Source organism: Pseudoxanthomonas beigongshangi (assembly GCF_016820515.1).
Taxonomy (GTDB): domain Bacteria; phylum Pseudomonadota; class Gammaproteobacteria; order Xanthomonadales; family Xanthomonadaceae; genus Pseudoxanthomonas_A; species Pseudoxanthomonas_A beigongshangi.
Window position 1 is genome coordinate 58,611 of record NZ_JADHDV010000001.1, and the last position, 19,629, is coordinate 78,239.

Annotated in this window: 13 protein-coding genes; 6 read left to right on the forward strand and 7 right to left on the reverse strand. The window is 67.3% G+C overall.

Features of this window, described 5'->3' with window-relative positions; genetic code table 11:
• Positions 1-77 precede the first annotated feature (77 nt).
• Complete coding sequence (locus tag IQ458_RS00265) at positions 78-1,451, forward strand: MBL fold metallo-hydrolase RNA specificity domain-containing protein (protein ID WP_203321555.1); 1,374 nt, start codon at positions 78-80, stop codon at positions 1,449-1,451.
• 27 nt (positions 1,452-1,478) lie between these two features.
• Here IQ458_RS00265 and IQ458_RS00270 read toward each other — a convergent pair whose 3' ends face one another.
• Both IQ458_RS00270 and IQ458_RS00275 read right to left on the reverse strand, forming a co-directional pair.
• Entirely contained in the window at positions 1,479-3,149 is a 1,671-nt protein-coding gene (locus IQ458_RS00270; protein ID WP_192197511.1) for a CHASE2 domain-containing protein, read from the reverse strand.
• On the reverse strand, positions 3,146-4,753 hold the full coding sequence (locus tag IQ458_RS00275) for a FecR domain-containing protein (protein ID WP_203321556.1): 1,608 nt from the start codon (positions 4,751-4,753) through the stop codon (positions 3,146-3,148). The genes IQ458_RS00270 and IQ458_RS00275 overlap by 4 nt, the downstream gene beginning before the upstream one ends.
• 165 nt (positions 4,754-4,918) lie before the next feature.
• Here IQ458_RS00275 and IQ458_RS00280 point away from each other — a divergent pair, with 165 nt between their 5' ends.
• Positions 4,919-6,514 (forward strand): phytoene desaturase family protein, encoded by a 1,596-nt coding sequence (locus IQ458_RS00280; RefSeq protein ID WP_203321557.1) that lies wholly within the window; start codon positions 4,919-4,921, stop codon positions 6,512-6,514.
• A gap of 3 nt (positions 6,515-6,517) precedes the next feature.
• On the opposite strand, the gene IQ458_RS00285 is transcribed toward IQ458_RS00280, so the two are convergent.
• The 3 genes from IQ458_RS00285 to IQ458_RS00295 all read right to left on the reverse strand — a co-directional run bounded on the left by IQ458_RS00285 (position 6,518) and on the right by IQ458_RS00295 (position 9,235).
• The gene (locus IQ458_RS00285; protein ID WP_203321689.1) at positions 6,518-7,549 is read right to left on the reverse strand and encodes a serine hydrolase domain-containing protein; all 1,032 of its coding nucleotides are present in this window, start codon (positions 7,547-7,549) and stop codon (positions 6,518-6,520) included.
• Between the two features lie 231 nt (positions 7,550-7,780).
• A complete protein-coding gene (locus IQ458_RS00290) occupies positions 7,781-8,554 on the reverse strand; it encodes a queuosine precursor transporter (RefSeq protein ID WP_183643292.1) in 774 nt (257 codons plus the stop codon).
• A gap of 12 nt (positions 8,555-8,566) precedes the next feature.
• Entirely contained in the window at positions 8,567-9,235 is a 669-nt protein-coding gene (locus IQ458_RS00295) for a DUF502 domain-containing protein (RefSeq protein ID WP_203321558.1), read from the reverse strand.
• Between the two features lie 77 nt (positions 9,236-9,312).
• On the opposite strand from IQ458_RS00295, the gene IQ458_RS00300 reads away from it, so the two are divergent.
• The gene (locus IQ458_RS00300) at positions 9,313-10,668 is read left to right on the forward strand and encodes a hypothetical protein (RefSeq protein ID WP_203321559.1); all 1,356 of its coding nucleotides are present in this window, start codon (positions 9,313-9,315) and stop codon (positions 10,666-10,668) included.
• Positions 10,669-10,684: 16 nt separating this feature from the next.
• Here IQ458_RS00300 and IQ458_RS00305 read toward each other — a convergent pair whose 3' ends face one another.
• Positions 10,685-11,155 (reverse strand): DUF4442 domain-containing protein, encoded by a 471-nt coding sequence (locus IQ458_RS00305; RefSeq protein ID WP_203321560.1) that lies wholly within the window; start codon positions 11,153-11,155, stop codon positions 10,685-10,687.
• A 405-nt stretch (positions 11,156-11,560) separates the two neighbouring features.
• Here IQ458_RS00305 and IQ458_RS00310 point away from each other — a divergent pair, with 405 nt between their 5' ends.
• The 3 genes from IQ458_RS00310 (at position 11,561) to IQ458_RS00320 (ending at position 18,564) form a co-directional block, all read left to right on the forward strand.
• Positions 11,561-13,720: a TonB-dependent receptor gene (locus tag IQ458_RS00310; protein ID WP_203321561.1), complete on the forward strand. Its 2,160-nt coding sequence runs from the start codon at positions 11,561-11,563 to the stop codon at positions 13,718-13,720.
• Positions 13,721-14,233: 513 nt separating this feature from the next.
• Positions 14,234-17,323, forward strand: a complete 3,090-nt coding sequence (locus tag IQ458_RS00315; protein WP_183643280.1) for a TonB-dependent receptor — start codon at positions 14,234-14,236, stop codon at positions 17,321-17,323.
• A gap of 173 nt (positions 17,324-17,496) precedes the next feature.
• Positions 17,497-18,564: a helix-turn-helix transcriptional regulator gene (locus tag IQ458_RS00320; RefSeq protein WP_203321562.1), complete on the forward strand. Its 1,068-nt coding sequence runs from the start codon at positions 17,497-17,499 to the stop codon at positions 18,562-18,564.
• Positions 18,565-18,680: 116 nt separating this feature from the next.
• Here IQ458_RS00320 and trxA read toward each other — a convergent pair whose 3' ends face one another.
• Positions 18,681-19,538: a thioredoxin gene (gene trxA, locus IQ458_RS00325; RefSeq protein ID WP_203321563.1), complete on the reverse strand. Its 858-nt coding sequence runs from the start codon at positions 19,536-19,538 to the stop codon at positions 18,681-18,683.
• Positions 19,539-19,629 lie beyond the last annotated feature (91 nt).

Below are 19,629 nucleotides of genomic sequence, written 5' to 3' on the forward strand. Positions count from 1 at the left end.
GGGCCGGCCATTGCCGGGGCGTCATGGCCACGGTGGCCGGTCATGCTAGGGTTGGGCGGACATTGCGAGAGCCGAGAATGCGGATCGAATTCCATGGCGCGGCCGGCGAGGTGACCGGCTCGATGCATCTGGTGCACGCCGGCGGCAGGCGGATCCTGCTGGACTGCGGGATGCTCCAGGGCAGCCGCGAGGCCGAGGCCCGCAATGCCGATCCGTTCCCGTTCGAACCGTCGTCGCTGGACGCGCTGGTGGTAAGCCATGCCCACATCGATCACATCGGTCGGATTCCGCTGCTGGTGCGGCGCGGATTCCGCGGGCCGATCCATGCGCAGGCGGCCACCGCCGAACTGATGCCGGTGATGCTGATGGACTCGGCCTCGTTGGCCGAAGCGGACGCCGAACGCGCCAACCGGCGCCGCCGCGACGGCGAGCCCGAGATCCAGCCGCTGTACGGACGCGAGGACGTGCAGGCGGCGATGGCGCAGGTACGGCCGCTTGCATACGACCAGCGACAGCCGATCCTGGCGGGCGTGGACATCGCCTTCCGCGATGCCGGCCATATCCTCGGTTCCAGCATCGTCGAGATCTGGGCCGATGATCGCAAGCTGGTGTTCTCCGGCGATCTGGGCCAGAAGGGCACGCCGATCCTGCGCGATCCTTCGCCGGTGCGCGACGCGGACCTGGTGCTGATGGAGTCCACCTATGGCGATCGCAACCATCGCGATCGTCCGGCCACGGTACGCGAGCTGGGCGATGTCCTCGAGCAGGCCTGGGCCGATCGCGGCAATGTGCTGATACCCGCGTTCGCGGTCGGCCGCAGCCAGGAACTGCTGTACTGGTTCGCGCGCCATTGGGACGAGTGGAACCTGTCGCGCTGGCGCGTGTTCCTGGACAGTCCGATGGCGGGCAAGGTCGTGCAGATATACGGACGCCACCACGAACTGTTCGACATGGAAGCGCAGGAAGTCTGGCGCGGCTCGCCCAATCCGTTCCGGCTGCCCAACCTGCACATCACCGAAAGCACCGCCGAATCGATGGCGATCAACCAGATCACCAATGGCGCGATCATCATCGCCGGCTCGGGCATGGCCAACGGCGGTCGCATCCAGCACCACCTGGCCCACAACCTGGATCGGCAGCGCACGCACGTGGTGTTTGTCGGTTACCAGGCCGAGGGCACGCTGGGACGGCGGCTGGTCGATGGCGCGCGCTGGGTACGCATCCACGGTCGCGATCACCGGGTCAATGCGCGGTGCCACACCATCGGCGGCCTGTCCGCGCATGCGGATCAGGCCGGATTGCTGGCGTGGTACGGCGGCTTCGAACCTTCGCCTCCGGTGGTGCTGGTGCATGGCGAGGACCGCGCGCGCGAGGCGCTGGCCGGCGAAATCGGCGAACGCTTCGGAGTGACCGCGGAACTGGCGCGGCCGGGCATGCAACTGGACGTCTGAAAACACTCGCGACCGGTGCGCCGGTCGTCAGGGCGTCGCGGCGGCGTGGCTCACACTGCGGTTGCGACCGGCCTGCTTGGCCTGGTACAGCGCCGCGTCGGCGCGTTCGAACACTTCCGCCGAATCCAGGTTGTCGCCGGCCTGGGTGGTGTGGATGCCGATGCTGGCGGTGAATGGCGGCGCATCGAGGGCACGCTCGGTGCGGGCGGCGAGATTGGCCAGATCGACATGGATGGTGGTGGCGATGGTGGCGGCCGCCTGCGCGGAGGTTTCCGGCAGCAGCACCGCGAATTCGTCGCCGCCCAATCGCGCGATCACGTCGCGCGGGCGGCGCGCGCGTCCGCGCAGCACGCGCGCCAGCAGCCGCAGCACCGCGTCGCCGCTGGCGTGTCCCTGGCTGTCATTGAGCTGCTTGAAGTGATCGATGTCCAGCAGCAGCAGCGACATCGGCAGGTGGGTGCGCTGGATCGCGCGCAGTTCCTGTTCCAGCGCATGGTTGAACTTGTTGCGGTTGGCCAGCCCGGTCAACGGGTCGGTCTGGGCGGCGCGCTGGGTGCGGCGAATCAGGCGGTATACCCATACCGACGCGCCGGTCGCCAGCACCAGCAGGGTGGCCGAGGCGGGGAACCACAGCCGCGCGAACTGCAGCAGCAGCAGGGACAGCAGCAAGGTCAGGGCAATCGTGGCCAGCGCCGGCCGCCAGATCTGGCGGAACGCCGGGAAGCCGCACAACACCATCGGCAGCGATACCAGCAGGATCGACAGCAGCAATTGCGCGCCCAGCGACATCGGGGTGATGGCGGTGCCCTGGATCAGCATGTTGAGCACGTTGGCCTCGTACTCAACGCCGGTCAGTCCGCGTCCGCCGCGCTGGCCCGGCACGTTGACGGTGTCGCCCATTCCCATCGCGGTGGTGCCCACCAGCACCCAGCGTCCCTGCAACAGCGAGGCCGGCACGCGCTGGTGGATGACGTCGGTGTAGGAAACCTGGGCGAATCCGCCCGGAGGACTGGCGTAGGGAACCAGCACGCGGTGATCGCGCACCCAGCGCTGCGGCGAGGCCTGGTCCTGATCCGACAGGCGTTCGCCGGGCAGATCATCGTTCTGGGCCAGCGGCTGATCCAACTGGCTCAGCGCCAGCGCCAGGGCCGGCCAGCGCGGAGAACCCTGGCCGGCGCGCAGATAGGCGCTGCGCACCACGCCATCGTCGTCCGCCGCCAGGTCCACGTGACCCAGTGAAGCGACCGATGCGGAGAATTCCGGGATTGGCAGCAGTTCCACCAGCGGCCCGTTGGCCTGGGTCGCCTCGGCCAGCACCGGCAACACCACCTTGCCGTGGCGACTCATGGCACGCGCCAGCAACGCATCGCCCTCGGGGTCGAACAGCGCCGGTTCGGACAGCAGCAGATCCAGGCCGATGCCACGCACGCCGATGCGTCCGAGTTCGTCGATCAGGCGCGCATGCTGGCGCCGCGACCACGGCCAGCGACCCAGTTCGCCCAGGCTCTTTTCGTCGATGGCGACGACGACGATGCGATTGTCCGCTTCCTGCGAGACCAGCGGGCCGAGCCGGTCGTACAGCCACTGATCCATCCGCGCGACCAGGCCGGTCAGGATCAGGCAGGCCACGATTGCCGATGCGCCCAGCGCGATCAGCAGGCGGCTCCTGGGCTTGGAGGTCGAGGGCGGGGGGATCATAGGCTCAGCAGGAGCAGGACCGCGCCCGCTCCGGCACCGATCCGGCACAGCCGACAGGGCAGCTTGACCTTCTGCGCCGGCGCGAACTCGCCGGTTTCCCCGTCGGTGTCGATGGCCTGCGCGCGCAGGTACCAGGTTCCGCCGGCCAGCTTGGACACGGTGATTTCGGGCTGTTCGACGACCTCGTCGACGCGCAGCTTGTCAAACGACGGCGAACGCGACATCTGGAAGCGGTAGCGCTGGCCCGGCTGGCCCGCGCGCCAGTTGAAACTGATGCCTCCGGCGCGTGCGCCATCCTTGTCCAGATCGATGTCGTCGATCGGATCCAGCGGGCGGACCGTGAACTCGATGGCGTCTCCAAATGGCCCCTTCTTCCCCTGGGCATCGATGCTGCCCACCCGCCAATAGTACGCGCCGGGCGGCAACGGCTCTGCGACGGTGATCGCTTCTCCGCGCACCTCGTCCCCTCGTGCGACCGGGGCGCGGAACTCGGGGTTGTCCGCCACTTCGTAGCGGTAGCGGTGGGCTTCCGGCGCCTGGGTCCAGCGCAATGCCGGACGGTTCTGGCGGACCAGGCCGCCGGCCGAGGGAGTGATGGCATACGGCGGCACGGGCCGGCCTTCGATGGCGAACGCGGCGTCGGCATCGCGGCCTTCCAGGCCGCCGCCATCAATCGCGCTGACCCGAAGGTGGTACTGGCCCGGCTCCAGCACCGGGGCGGTGACCGACGGCGTGCCGCTGGCGAGATCGGCGACGAGCGCCGCGAAATCCGGGTGCGGGCTGATCAGGACACGATAGCCCGCGGCGCCGGCGACCGCGGGCCAGGCGAACTGCGGGCGCACGCTGTCCTGGTGCGCGGCGATCGACGAAAGGTCCGGCGCGGGCAGCAGCGCGATCGGCTGCAGCGAATCGCCACCCCCGGTTTGCGCGTGCGTGCCGAAGCCGGGCTTGAGCAAGGTCGCGTGACGCCCGACGGTCACCGCGACGCGTCCGTCCAGCACCTCCGCCTGGGTACCCTGGTCACCGCTGTGGATGCGGAAACGGGTGCCGCGCACGGCGGAGGAAGCAGTGGGCGTGTCGACGATGAAGCGGGAACCCGGACCACGCAGATGGCGGACTTCGTTGTGGACGTGGCCGCGCTGCAGGCGCAGGCGGGTGTCGACCATGCCGGTGCGGCCGTAGCGGGTCAGCCGGTCCAGCACCAGTTCGCTGCCCTCGCGCAGGCGCAGGCGGGAGCCATCGGCGAACTGCAGGCTCAGCGATGCGCCCGCGGCGGTCAGCAGGCGGCTGCCTGCTCCCAGTTCCATGCCTTCGTTCACTGCTTGCGAGGTGCCGGCGCTGGTCACGGTGGTGGCCTTGCCGATCAACGCCACCACCCGCGCCCGCGCCGGCTGCTGGCGCAGCCAGGTCAGGGGAATGCGCAGGCGGGTGCCCGGCGCCAGCCGGTAGGGATCGGCGATGCGGTTATGCTGTTGAAGCCGATGCCAGTCGACTCCGGGTTTGAGATAGGCGCCGCCCAGATCCCACAGGGTGTCGCCCGGGCGGACCCGGTAGACCCAGTCTTCGGCGAACGCGGGGACGCAGGCCAACGCCAGGACCAGCAAGAGCCCCGCGCGGAATCCCATTCCCCGGACCAACGTCGTGATCGCCAAGCCTGTTCCCTGCCATCCAGTTTGCGTGCTGAATCACAATTATAGGCGAGCCGGCCTCCCGGCTGTGGCCGCTGCGGGCCCCGGCTTCCGTTTAGGCGTTCCGGCCGGAGCGGGGGCATGAGCGACTCCTCCCGGGACGTCCTGCTGGTCGGTGGAGGCCACAACGGCCTGGTCTGCGCGACCTATCTGGCCAGGGCGGGCCTGGGGGTGACCGTGCTGGAACGCCGCGCGGTGCTGGGTGGCGCCGCGGTCACGGAGGAATTCCACCCCGGTTTCCGCAATTCGGTGGCTTCCTATACGGTCTCGCTGCTGCAGCCCCGGGTCATCGCCGAGCTGGAGCTTGCCCGCCATGGCCTGCGGGTGGTCGAGCGCCGACGCAACAACTTCCTGCCGCTGCCGGACGGCGGCTACCTGCTGACCGGCGGCGGCCAGACCCGGGCCGAGTTCGCCAAGTTCTCCGCCCGCGACGCCGAGCGGCTGCCGGCCTACGAGGCCCGCCTGGACGCGATCGCCGACGTGCTGCGCGCGCTGGCGCTGGAGCCGCCGCCCAACCTGACCGATGGCGGTTGGTGGAAAGCATTGCCGGAACTGCTGCGCACCGCGCGCCTGGGCCGGAAGCTGCATGCGCTGGACGAGACCTTGCGGCAGGAACTGCTGGATCTGTTCACCATCTCCGCCGGCGAATACCTGGACCGCTGGTTCGAGAGCGAACCGGTCAAGGCGCTGTTCGGTTTCGACGGCGTGGTCGGCAACTACGCCAGTCCGTACACGCCCGGTTCGGCGTACGTGCTGCTGCACCATGTGTTCGGCGAGGTGAACGGGGTCAAGGGCGCGTGGGGCCACGCCATAGGCGGCATGGGCGCGATCACCCAGGCGATGGTCGGCGCCGCGCGCGCGGCCGGGGTGGAACTGCGCACCGGTGCCGGCGTGCGCGAGGTGCTGGTGGAACGGGGCCGCGCGGTCGGCGTGGTGACCTCCGACGGCGAGACGCTGCGCGCCCGCGCGGTGGTCGCCAACGTCAATCCCAAGCTGTTGTACGAACAACTGATGCGCGCGGACGACGTACCCGCGCCCACCCGCGAGCGGATGGCGAACTGGCGCTGCGGCTCCGGGACCTTCCGCATGAACGTGGCGCTGTCGCGACTGCCGGATTTCACAGCGCTGCCGGGCGACGGCGATCACCTGACCGCCGGCATCATCCTGGCGCCGAGCCTGGATTACATGGATCGCGCCTATCGCGACGCGCTGGCGCACGGCTGGTCGCGCGAGCCGATCGTGGAGATGCTGATTCCCTCCACGCTGGACGATTCACTCGCGCCGCCGGGCCAGCACGTCGCCAGCCTGTTCTGCCAGCACGTGGCGCCGGTGTTGCCGGGGGAACGCAGCTGGGACGATCACCGCGAGGAAGTCGCCGATCTCATGATCGCCACGGTGGATCGCTTCGCGCCCGGGTTCGACGCTTCGGTGCTGGGCCGGCAGGTTTTGAGCCCGCTGGACCTGGAACGCACCTTTGGGCTGATCGGCGGCGACATCTTCCACGGTGCGCTCTCGCTCAACCAGTTGTTCAGTGCCCGGCCGATGCTGGGGCAGGCGGGCTATCGCGGTGCGATTCCCGGCCTGTACCTGTGCGGCGCGGGCACCCATCCGGGCGGTGGCGTCACCGGCGCGCCCGGGCACAACGCGGCGCAGGTAATCCTGGCCGATCTGAAGTGAGGCTCAGCGCTGGCGGAACAGATCCGCGATGGCGACGGCGGTGCGATAGGGCTCCGGATCGTTGCGGTTGCTCAGCAGGATGACGGTGAGCTTCTCCTTCGGATAGCGCACGATCACGTTGCGGAAGCCGATGCTCTCGCCGGAATGCCAGACCGCGTCGCCGTTGATGCGCCAGCCGAAGCCGTAGTACGGCACGTCCGGTTCCGGTGTGGGCGTGGCGTGGCTGAAGGCCAGGTCCAGCGATGTCTTCTTCAACAGGCGCTCGTCGTAGAGCGCCGCGTCCCAACGCGCCAGATCCCGGATCGAGGAATAGATGCCGCCGTCGCCCAGCACCGCGCTGGTCGGGCTCTGGTCGGTACGCTCCCAGCGGCCATCGGTTTCGCTGTAGCCGTAGGCGCGGTTGACCACGGTGGAGACGCCTTCCTCCAGCGCCACCGTGTCGGCCATGCCCAGCGGCAGGAAGATGCGCTGGCGCAGGAAGCTGGCGAAATCCTGCCCCGAGGCCTTGCCGACGATCAGCGCCAGCAACGCGTAGCCGCTGTTGCTGTAGCGGTACGAACTGCCGGGCGCGAAATAGGTGCGGTCCTGTCCTTCCAGGATGTGCAGTACGTCGATGTCGTGCAGCTGGCCCTTCAGATCGGCGGGCATCACGTCTTCGTAGTCGATCAGTCCGGAGGTATGGCTGAGCAGCTGGCGGATGGTGATGGCGTCGGCGGCGGCCGGCAGGGAAGGCAGCCAGCGCTTGACCGGATCGTCCAGCCGCAGCTTGCCGTCCTCGGCCAGCAGCAGGATGCTGGCGGCGGTGAACTGCTTGCTGATCGAGGCCAGTCGGTAGTTGGTCTCCGGCGCGGCGGGCACGCGATCTTCCAGGTTGGCCAGGCCGAAGCCGCGAACGACCACCGGCTGGCCGTCCTTCAGGACCAGCAGGGAGGCGCCCGGCACCTGGCCGTCGTAGCGCTGCATCAGGCTGGCGATGGCGGCATCACGGCGGGCCTTTGCGTCACCGGCCGCGTCCGCCTGCGCATGCACGGTCATCGACGGGAACAGCGCCGCCACCAGCAACAGGGGCAGCACGCACGCGGTCCGCGACAGATTCATCCAGCCTCTCCCCGGTTTGAATGGAAGCCGGAGCATAGCGGGTTGGGGTGGCGCGCGCAGCGCGAGGTCCGGATGGCGAAGCGGAGCAAGCTCCGCTCCACGCGATACGGCATCCGGCTCCACGTAGAGCGGAGCTTGCTCCGCTGGCACCGCCCGCGTTCGAGCCGCTCAGTCCGCCGCCGCTTCCTGCCGCAGCTGCCGTTCGCGGTCCTCGCCCAGGTAGCGGCGGATGGCGTACCGCATCAGGTACAGCAACGGGATCAGGGCGATCGCGGCGAGCATCTTGTAGACGTAGTTGACCGAACTGACCGCCAGGAACAGCGACGTCGGCCACTTCTGCGGGCCCAGCACGAACGCGATCCAGATGACCACGAAGCTGTCGACCAGCTGCGAGATCGCGGTCGAGCCGGTCGCGCGCAGCCAGACCATGCGCTCGCCGGTGGCGACCCGGATCCGATGGAACACCGCCACGTCGATCAGCTGCCCGATCAGGAAGGCGATGATCGAGCCGACGATCGACCACATGCCCTGGCCGAAGATGGCCGCGAATGCGGCCTGGTAGTCCGGCACGCCCTGCTGCTCGGCCGCCTTGACCCACCAGCCCGCCGGCGCGGTGGCGATCGCGAGGAAGGCGAACACGAAGCCGTAGACGATCAACGCCACCGCCATCCACGAGATGAAACGCACGCCGCGGCGGCCGAAGAACTCGTTGATGGTGTCGGTGAGGATGAACACGAACGGCCACAGCAAGGTACCGACCGTGAAATTGAGCGAGCCGGTCTGGCCGAACAGGTTCCATTCCAGCGGCGCGATGCCGAGGGTGTCCTCGAGGGCGAAGATCTTGACCCCGATGAACTCCGCCAGCACCGCGTTGACGCAGAAGAACGCCGCCAGTGCGATGAACAGCCGTACCGCGCGATCGTCGAGGGTACGGCCACTCATCACTGCCATCGGTCAGCGCTCTCCCGCGCGGGTGAAGGGCATGGATTCCGGCGAAACCGCGCCGCCGGAGATGATGAAGCTCATCGCCTGATCGACCGTCCAGTCGGTCGGGGTCAGCAGTTCCACCGGCACGATTTCCAGATAGCCGGAGGTGGGATTGGGCGTGGTCGGCACGTATACCGCCGCCAGTTCGCGGCCGGTGCCTTCCTCGCGGATCACCCGGGTCACCAGGCCCACCGATTTCATGTCGCGATGCGGGAAGTCGATCAGCACAACGCGCTGGGTGCTGCCGGGCTTGGTCTGCAGGATGTCGAGCAACTGGCGCGCGCTGGTGTAGATGGTGCTGGCCAGCGGGATGCGCAGCACCAGCAGTTCGAACCAGCGCAGCAACTGCTGGCCGATCACGCGGCGGGCGAGGATGCCGACCGCGAGGATCGCCAGCAGGGTGGCGGCCAGCGCGATCGTGTTCTGCACCCACTGCGCGTTGAACCAGCCCAGCGCCTGCGGGAACGAAGCGGCGATCTGGTGCGAGATGGGGCCGACGAAGGGCTTGCTGATGTCGGACAGCAGCACGAAAACGAACTTGACCACCACCCAGGTCAGCCAGATCGGCAGCAGGGTGAGCAGTCCGGTCAGGAACAGGCGCTGCAGGGAAGGGCGGGAGGAGGCATCGGGGGGCATGGCGGCTATTGTAGGACCTGCCCGGGCCGGCGTGCGGGCTTTGCTAGGCTGGGCGGGGGAACGCTGTGGGGAGCGATATGAAACGGATGTTGCGGACGTTGTCGGGGATCGTGCTGGCGCTGGGAATCCTGACGGGAGCCTTGTACGCCGCGTCGTGGCTGTTGTGGCCGACCCGGGCACAGGAACAGGCGCTGGCGGAGATGACCGCCCCCTTGCCGGTGCCCGCGGGACGCAACGCGTTCGCCGACGTGTGGCTGCTGCGCTATGACCTGACGCCTGCCGAGCGCGCCCGCATCACCGCCGGCGATGTGGAGCGGTTCAATCGACGTGGAGCGCCGGCGTTCGGAGCCGACGGCACCGTTGCGGCGGAAACGCCGGGATTCGCCTCCGCGGCGGCAGGACGATACCCGGCGGAGAGATTGCAGGACCCGGATCGTGTGTTGTGCGAAAGCACCGAAGTCGACTGCCTCGACAAGGTGCGCGCGAAGCCGGAACAGGTGCGCGCATTGCTGGATGCGCATGCGGGTTTGCTGCAGCGGACCCGGGACGCGCTGGAAAACAGCGACTACCTGAGGATGCCGTTTCGCCTGACCTACGAAACGCCTTTCGCGATCACTGCGATGAGCGACGGAATGCGCCTGATGCGGACGGACGCCGCGCGGTTGTTCGTACAGGGTGATCATGATGCTGGATTGACCCGGGCATGCCGGGCGGCGGACGCGTGGCGGCGCTGGATGCGCGAGCCCGATCTGCTGATCGATCTGATGATGGGCGACTCGGCGCTGACGGGCTGGCTGGCCTTGCAGGGACAGATGCTGGCATCACTGCCCGCCAATGCTCCCTTGCCGGCGGCATGCGCCTCGCTGCGCGATCCGCCGTCGCTGGACGAACGTTCGTTCTGCCGGGTGGTCCAGCGGGAGTTCGAGTTCACCCGCTCGTTGATCGAACTGGCCGGCGACGGGGCGGTGATGCAGCCGGGTGAACCGGGATGGCTCACCTCGCTGGCTTATCGAAAGGACGCGACGCTGGCGATGATGGCGGAGGCGCGGGCCTGGCACTGCGGCGCGGTCGTGCGGCGCGACCTGCTTGCGGACCAGCCGGTGAGTGCGCCTGCGCCGCCTTCTCCGTGGCGGCTGGAATGCGCGGCGAACTGGTTCGGTTGCCAACTGGCCGCGATGGATCACGCCGGCATGACGGAGTATCAGCACCGCATGCAGGACCTGCGCGCCAGGCAGAACCTGATGGCCACCTTGCTGTGGTTGCGCGAACAGCCTCGCGAGGGTCGCTCGCTGGCGCAACGCGTGGCGGCCCGCCCGCTCGCGCTGAAACAGGGGCGCGATATCCGGGTGATCGACGGGCACCTGCGCATGCCCTTGTTCGAACGGCGGAACGCGGCCTACTGGGAACTGGCGGTGCACGCGGAACTGCGCTGACCGCTGACGTGGTGCATCACGCCGCCGCCTCGCCGTTGCGTGCCCTTGGTTTCAGCCGCACGTAGATCTGCTTGCGGATCCGCGCGACCACGTCGCCTTGCGCGTCGATCACGTCCACCGGCAGCCAGCGCAGGTGCTTCTCGCCGTTGGCGGCCTCGGCGCGGATGGCGTCGAGCATGGCTTCGTCCACGCGGAACTCGGCATGCACGGTGCCCTTGCCGGGTTTGACGAATTCGATTTCGCCGGCCTTGTCCCAGACGAAGTAATCGGCGCCCAGACATTCCTTCACCAGAATCATCCAGAACGGATCGGTCATCGAGAACAGGCTGCCGCCGAAGTGGGTGCCGACGTAGTTGCGGTTCCAGGGCCGCATCCGCATCTCCACCCGCGCGCTGCGCCAGTCGTCGGCCATGCGGGTGACGTGGATGCCGCTGAAAAGGAATGGCGGCCAGACATTGAAGATGTGGCGGAGCGTGGAGGCTTTCATGCGGGGGCGGCGGGGGAAACCGGCGGACAGCCTACCATACGCACTGGTATGGTTTTGTTGTTGGCCAGAAATGACGGTTGTCGCTTGCTGGGCCGGGTCATTCGCAGGCACCGCAGCGGTGGCGGGCCGGGACGTGGCGTGGAACGACGACATCTCCATGACGCCAGGTGATCAACCCGCGACCCGCAGCGCCAATGCAGCGCGCCGGATGGCGACCCGCACCGCTCACACAGGGCGGTGGAGGCGTCGTCTCCGGAAATCCCACAGGCGGTTGCAGAAACGACGTGCGACGCGTCGCAACGCGCGCCAATCCGCGACGACTCATATTTGGTAATGATTATCATTTCCATTGGCGTGCGGCTCCGGATGGGGTTCACGACGTTCCCCACACCGATGGAGCAGTTCATGTTCGCGCAGTTCCGCTTTACTTCCGATCGTCTCCCGCTTCTTGCCGGCATCGCGCTGTTCGGCGTGTTTCCTGCTTGCGCCGCCGAGGATGTGTCCGGCGCGACCACGCTGGACACGATCAAGGTCACCGCCGACGCCATCGATCCCGATGACAGCAGGGCGAAAACCGTCAGCAGCGCAACCCGCATCGCGATGGATCCCCGCGATGTCCCGCAGACGGTCAACGTCCTGGAGATGAGCAAGTTCAAGGTGTATGGCCTCAACGACCTGAACGTCCTGCTGGACGGCACCCCGGGCGTGGACACCTCCTACGACATGCGCGGCGACGGCATCATGATTCGTGGGTTTGCGGCGGACTCCAACGACATATACCGCGACGGCATCCGCAACGCCGGGCAGATTCGGCGCGGTACCGCGAACGTGGAGCGTATCGAGATCGTCAAGGGGCCCGCATCGGTGCTGTACGGGCGCGGGCTGGGCGGCGGCGTGGTCAACCTGATCAGCAAGCAGGCCAGCTTCGATGCCGTCAGCAGCGTCAATACGCGCGCCGGATCCTGGGACAGCCGGGCCGCGACCGTGGACATCAACCGGGTGCTGTCACCGAGGTTCGCCGTGCGCCTGACCGCCGATCACGAACACGCGGACAGCTTCCGTCGCGGCATCTCCAGCCACAGCCGGATGCTGTCGCCCAGTGTCCTGTTCGACAACGGCGACGGCCTGGACTGGCTGCTTCAGTACACGGACGAACGGATCTGGCGCCGGCCGGATCGCGCGCCGGCCCACGACAGCCTGCCGGCCGGCGTATCCACCCGCACGGCGTATGCGCATCCGGACGATTTCGTCGCGGACAGGACGCGCACCTTGCGGACCGTGCTGAACCAGCGCCTGTCCGATGACTGGACGGCGCGCGTCACTGCCGCCTGGAACCGGTCGAGCCAGGATTTCGATCACCTCTACGCCGGAAGCTATTGCCGGCCGGACGGTACCCTCCTGGCCAACGGCCGGCCTTGCCCGACGCCGGCCGCCATGACCTTCACCCGCGCCTGGCAGGAAACAGACAACACCACCGCGACCGGCATGATCGACGTGATCGGAAAATTCTCCACCGGCAGGATTGCCCACGACCTGCTGGTGGGCGTGGAATACAGCCGCGAACAACGCAACCCGGATCTGGCGATGTCGACGCCGCGTTCGGACCCGTCACTGCGCTATCCGCATGGCGTGGATCCGTTTCATCCGATCTGGCCGGGGCCGAAGACGCCGCGCGGACGGGCCACCACGTCCAATCGGCATGCCGCCGAGGCGCGGGCCCTCTACGTGCAGGATCTCGTGGCCCTGGCGCCGCAGTGGAAGATGATGGCCGGGCTCCGGTTCGATCGCTTCATGTTCCGGTCGCACAATCGCATCAATGGCAAGCAGCGGCGCTATGAAGGTTCGACCACCAGCCCGCGGCTGGGCGTGATCTGGCAGCCCGCCGACGCGCACAGCCTGTACGCCTCCTACAGCCGCAACTTCGCCCCCTATGGCGGGCGCGGATTGATGGGCGTTGCCGTCAGCGAAGAGGCGGTGTTCGACGCCAGGCCGCAGTATTCACGCCAGTACGAAGTCGGCAGCCGCAATGACTGGTCGCAGGGACGCCTGTCCTCGCACTGGTCGATCTACGAACTCGAGCTCTACAACGTTCGTTATCAGCCCGACCCCGAGAACGATCCCTTCCATTGGGCGGTACGGGGACGCGAACGTTCGCGCGGTATCGAAGGCAGCCTCACCGGGCGTTTGGGCCAGGCGTGGTACGTGCGTGGCGGCGTTGGTCTGCAGGAAGTGCGGATCGTGCAGGACCGGGCCAACCCCGCCAACGAAGGCCGTCATCGCCAGGGCTCGGCGCAAAAGACCGGGAACCTGTTCATGCGCTACGCGCCGGCCGGCGCCTGGTACGGTGAAACGGGCGTGACCTTCCGCGGTCCGATCTACAACGACCTTGCCAACACCAGCAGGCGTCCGGGATATGCGCGCTGGGACGCTTCGGTGGGCTGGCGGACGCAACCGTGGACGATCACGCTGGCGGCCACCAATCTCGCCAACAGCCGGTACTGGCGTTCCACCAGCATGCCGGGAACGCCGCGCAGCCTGCTGCTGAGCGTGAACTACCTGTTCTGAGCGAGCCATCGATCGCCGGAGCGGACGGTGGATCGGGCCACCACCGGATCTTGCCGGTGGTGGACTTGCCGATGGCCGCGATGGGAAGGCATCGCCGCCATCCAGAAATTTTCCAAAAAAAGAGCCCGGCGTGGCCGGGCAGCCCCTCTTGCGGACGCTTGTGGCGTTGCGTCCGTCAGGTACATGGGTGACCGAGAGAGAGTGGTCGGGGTGGAGATACTTTGCCCCGGGAATAACGATCCGGCTGTGCATGATTTGCGTGTTGGGTTATCCGCGAAAGGGAATTCGCAGCGCATGCCCTTCTTTCCGCCACCGGATCCGTCTCCGTTCCCCCGCAGGGATTCCCGCACGAAGTTCCTGACGGAATCTGCCGTGCCAATTCGTTTTTCTTGCACAACGTCAATGTGAAGTTCCCGTTAGTTTTCTCGGCAGGACGCCGGGCCGTCGCATGCCTGTCCGCAGCGCGGTCCGACAACGTCCATCTCATCCACCGATTCACTGCCGAGAGCGCCAATGACCAACCAACGGAACCCGAAACATCTCTCCAAAGGACTGCGCCGTACCGCCCTGTGTGCCGCGCTTGGCCTGTGCTTCGCCGGCGGCGTGCACGCGCAGTCCAATTCGTCCGGCGCGATCGTGGGTCGCGCCGCCGCCGGCGAAACGATCACCATCACCAATCCCGCCACCGGCTTCAGCCGCGCGATCACTGCCGGCAGCGATGGCAGCTACCGGTTCTCCGCGCTGCCCACCGGGCAATACACCATCACCTCCAGCAGCGGCGGCAACCGCACGGTGAACGTCAGCGTCGGCACCGCCTCCACCGTCGACTTCGCCGCGCGCGACGCCTCGACCCTGGACACCATCACGGTGGTCGGTGGCTCGTCGATCAATCCGATCGACGTGTCCTCGGTCGAGTCCACCACCATCCTGACCGCCGAGCAGATCGCCAAGGTGCCGGTGGCGCGCGACGCGACCAGCGTCGCCTTGCTGGCGCCGGGTACCGTGCGCGGTGACGTGGCGTTCGGCAACCTGGCATCGTTCGGTGGATCGTCGGTGGCCGAGAACCAGTACTTCGTCAACGGATTCAACATCACCAATTCGTTCCGCAGCCTCAACTTCTCGCAGGTGCCGTTCGAGGCGATCGCCGAGCAGCAGGTCAAGACAGGTGGTTACGGCGCGGAGTTCGGGCGTTCGCTGGGCGGCGTGATCAACCAGGTGACCAAGCGCGGCAGCAACGACTTCCATGCGGGCGCGAGCATCTACTACACGCCCGATTCGCTGCGCGAGAAGACCCGCAACACTTATCTTGCCAACCCGCTGGCCTGCGGCCCGGCGCCCTACACCGCGTGCACGAAAGGCCAGTTGCGCCAGGACAGCAGCCGCGACAGCACCTGGGACGTCGAAGGTTCGGTCTGGGCCAGCGGCGCGCTGATCCAGGACCGCCTGTTCGCCTACGGCCTGATCGGCTACAAGCGGCAGGAACAGGAGCTGTGGGGCAACGTGCTGTCCAGCACCAACGTCGACAACTCGGTCAAGACGCCGACCTGGCTGCTGAAGATGGACTGGCAGATCAGCGACAACCATCTGCTGGAATTCACCGGTTTCTCCGACAAGGCCGACACCGAGACGGCGGTCTACGGCAACACCATCGGCGTGCTGGATAGGCAGGCCCTGATTGGTACCTCGTACGGCGAGCAGGGTGGCGAGAACTACGTGCTGAAGTACACCGGCTACCTGACCGACAACTTCACCTTGTCCGCACTGTACGGGCATGGCGAGTTCTCGCGCGGCCAGTACCTGCGCACGGCCTCGGGCGTGGACGTGCGTTACAACGGCGATCTGCACACGCCGGCCACCGGCTGCCCGATCATCGTCGATGCGCGACCGTCCTCGCGCCAGCAGGCCACCGGTGTGTACGCCAGCAAGTGCAACCTGACCGGCGGCGCGATCCCGCGTTCGGATTCCGGCGACACCCGCGATCAGTTCCGCCTCGATGCGGAATGGCTGCTGGGCAACCACCGCCTGCAGTTCGGCGTGGACATCGACAACTTCGAGTCGGTGTCGGGCACTTCCACCGAGGGCGGACGCGTGTGGCGCTATTCGACCCTGGCCGACGGCACCGACATCGTGCGCGAGCAGATCGTCAACCAGGGATCGGTGAACGAGGTCAAGCAGCGCGCCCTCTATGTCCAGGACAGCTGGAACGTCACCGAGAATTTCATCGCCTACCTGGGTGGTCGCTGGGACACCTTCGACAACCGCGATGGTTTCGGCAACACCTTCGTGAAGGTGAGCAACCAGTTCGGCCCGCGTCTGGGCTTCGCCTGGGATGTGAACGGCGATTCGAGCTTCAAGCTGTTCGGCAACGCGGGCCGCTATGCGCTGCCGCTGACTTCGGACGTGGCGACCCGCGGCGCGTCGGCTTCGATCTTCACCCGTCAGCAGTTCACCTTCACCGGCGTGAATCCGGACACCGGCGCGCCGACCGGGCTGGTGCCCCGCGAAGGTCCCCCGGGCCAACTGCAATACATCAATGGCGAGTTCGGCGAGCCCAAGAATCCGTTGACGGTGGCCGCCAAGGATCTTGACCCGATGTACCAGGACGAATTCATCCTGGGCTTCCAGGCCGCACTCAGCGATCACCTGTCGCTGGGCGTGCGCGGCATCTACCGCAAGTTGAAGGCCGCGATCGACGACAACTGCGACTACACGGCGATCCTGGAGGCGGCGGGCTTCCATCTGGACGAGGACGACGGCTGGCTGGACGGACAGGGTCGCAGCCCGGCGCTGCCGAGCGCCGGCTTCCCGTACTGCCGCATGTTCAACCCGGGCAAGGACGCGGTGTTCCTGACCGACCTGTACGGCGACGGCAATCTGACCGAAGTGAAGGTCAAGGGCGATCGTCTTGCGCCGAAGGCCAAGCGCTCGTACCAGGCGGTCGAGATCTTCCTCGACGGCAACTGGGACAAGGTGTTCCTGCAGGGTTCGTACACCTACGCCAAGAGCAAGGGCAACACCGAAGGCGGCGTCAAGTCGGATATCGGCCAGGTCAACACCAGCGTCACCCAGGACTTCGACTACATCGAACTGACCGCCGATACCTTTGGTTACCTGCCCAATGATCGGCGGCACAGCCTGAAGCTGTTCGGCAACTACGAGATCAGCGACGAATGGTCGGTGGGCGGCAACCTGCTGGTGCAGTCGGGGCGGCCGATCAACTGCCTGGGCGTGCTCTATCCCTACCACGGCGACTTCCACGTCTACGGATCGTCGTTCATGCGTTGCGGCACGACGTCCGCGGGACAGTCGGTCAACCCCGACACCGGTGAACTGAACGGTCCGGTCGAGGCGGTGCCGCGCGGCACCAAAGGCCGCCTGCCTTGGACCTATTCGCTGGATCTGAACCTGCGTTACGCGCCCGCCTGGGCCAAGGGACTGTCGTTCAAGGTGGACGTGTTCAACGTGCTCAACAAGCAGCGGGTCGTGTCGGTGGTCGAGCAGGCGGAGGATCCGGACACCGGCCTGCCGTCGGACGCCTACCTGCTGCCCACCGCCTACCAGCCGCCGCGCTCGGTGCGCTTCATGGTGCAATACGACTTCTGACCCGCGTACGATTTGCATTCCATGCCGTTTCGATGGCCGCCTTCCCGGCGGCCATCGTCGTTTCCGCCCATGTCGGGATGACGTTCATCACCTGCGAACGGCGATTCGTCACGACCGGGTTGAGGGGGGACAGGGCGGGGGACAGCATGGTCCCGTCTTGAAGGGGATGCGTCATGCGCGACGACACGGTGTCAGCCGGCAAGCAGGACTGGGAAACGGGAGTGTTGCCGCTGCGGGAAGACGACGGGGAACGGGAGTTTCCCGGTCACGCATGCGACGTCGTACTGATGGACGCGGAAGGCGCCGACATCCTCCTGCCGCGCGCTGGCGTCGGCAATAGCGCGCTGTATCTGATCCACGCGGCCCGGCCCGGCGCCTTCGTCGAACTGCCGGCGGGCTGGTGGTCGGTGCTGGTGCCGCTTGCGGGTACGGTCAGCGCCGCCGGCGAGCGGTTGCGCTGGGACATCGACGCGGGCCGATGCCTGCTCTGGGATCGCCCCTTGCGGATGATGGGATGTCGGTCGGACGGCCGCTGGCTGTGCCTGTGCGGCCCGATGGAAGCCTGGATCCGGGGAGGCTGCGAATCGCGGGTGATGGCGGATTTGCTGGCGGATGAAATGGCGTGCCCTCCGGATCTGGTGACGCGGCTCGTGGCGCTCAGGGCGATGTTGGCCGCACCGGAACACACGCGGGATGTCGCGCGAGGACAGGGCATGGGACATCGCGGGAAAGCGGCGATCGTCCGCAGCGTGTTCGGTGTCGCGGAAAGCATGCACGCGCAGCAGCAGGGACTGCGCGCGCTGATTGATCGTTGCCCGGGACGCAGCCATCGCCGCAAGCGCTGGTCGATGCAGCGCCTGCTGCGCATCCGTCACGCGATCGTCAGCGGTCATCACGACGGGCGGATGAGCCTGGATCGGCTGTCCCGCCAGGTCAGCTATTCCCGCGGACACCTGGCGCGGGTCTACCACAGCGTCTTCAGCGAGACTCCCAGCGAATGCGCAATCCGGATGCGCTTGCAGCGTGCGTTATGGCTGGTGGAGCAGACCGGGCTGGCCTTCTGCGATATCGCCGAATACACCGGCTTCGACAGCCAGAGCTCCTTCAGTCGCGCCTTCAAAGGCCGTCATGGCGTGACGCCCACGCAGGCGCGTGCGCGCAGTCGCGACGCGGGCTGTGGCGCCGAGCAAACCCGGCGAGGCGGTGTCCGGCCAGCGGAGCAAGCTCCGCTCCACGTGTAGCGCCGAGCTTGCTCGGTGGGGGCGCCCGCAGCGGAGCAAGCTCCGCTCTACGTGTAGCGCCGAGCTTGCTCGGCGAGAGGATGGCCGGTAGCGGAGCAAGCTCCGCTCTACGTGGTTCAGAACAGCAGCGACGACATCCGGCGGCGGTAGCGGCCGACCAGCTCCTCGTCCTCGATGACGCGGAAGGCGTCGATCAGCGTCTTCTTGGGCAGGCCTTCCTGGTAGCCACGATCGCGGGCGAGCATTTCGATGAACTGCGTCAGCGCGGCTTCGTCGTCGCCAGCGATCAGGCGGTGCACGCCCAGCAGATGGCGCGCGCGCAGATCGTCCGGGCTGGCGGCGACCGCGGCTTCCAGCACCTCCACCGGCGGCGCATCCTTGAGCGCCGATACGAATCCCAGCCGGGCGCGGGCGCGCACGGCGCGGTCGTCGGTGGCGAGATTGGCGGGCAGGGCGTCCAGCAATTGTTCGGCTTCGTGGGCGGCACCGGTCTTCAGCAGTGCCAGCGCCAGGTCCAGCTTCAATTCGTCCTTGTCCGGCTCGGCTTCCACCGCATGGCGCAGCGCGACCACCGCGGCATGCGGGTCCACTGCGATCTCGGTGGCGGCCTCCGCTTCGTCGGCGGCCGCCGGTTCGATGCCGTGCTGCTTGAGGAATTCACGCAACTGGCCCTCGGGCAGGGCGCCGGGGAAACCGTCGACCAGTTGCCCGTCCTTGACCAGGAACACGGTCGGCACCGAGCGGATCTGGAAGGCCGCCGCGATCTGCTGCTCCTTGTCGACATCGACCTTGGCCAGCAGGAATGCGCCGTTGTACTCGCCGGCCAGCTTTTCCAGGATCGGGCCCAGGGTCTTGCAGGGACCGCACCAGGTCGCCCAGAAGTCGACCAGCACCGGAACATCCAGCGATTTGCGCAGGACGTCGGTTTCGAAGGTTTCGGCGGTGGCGTCGAATACGTGGGGCAGGTCGGTCATGGGGAAGAGGGCGGTCGTGGACGGATGCGGCCTGAGATGGCGGCGATTGCCGTTGCTTTCAAGCACGGGCAGCGGGTCGTCGCTGCCGCCC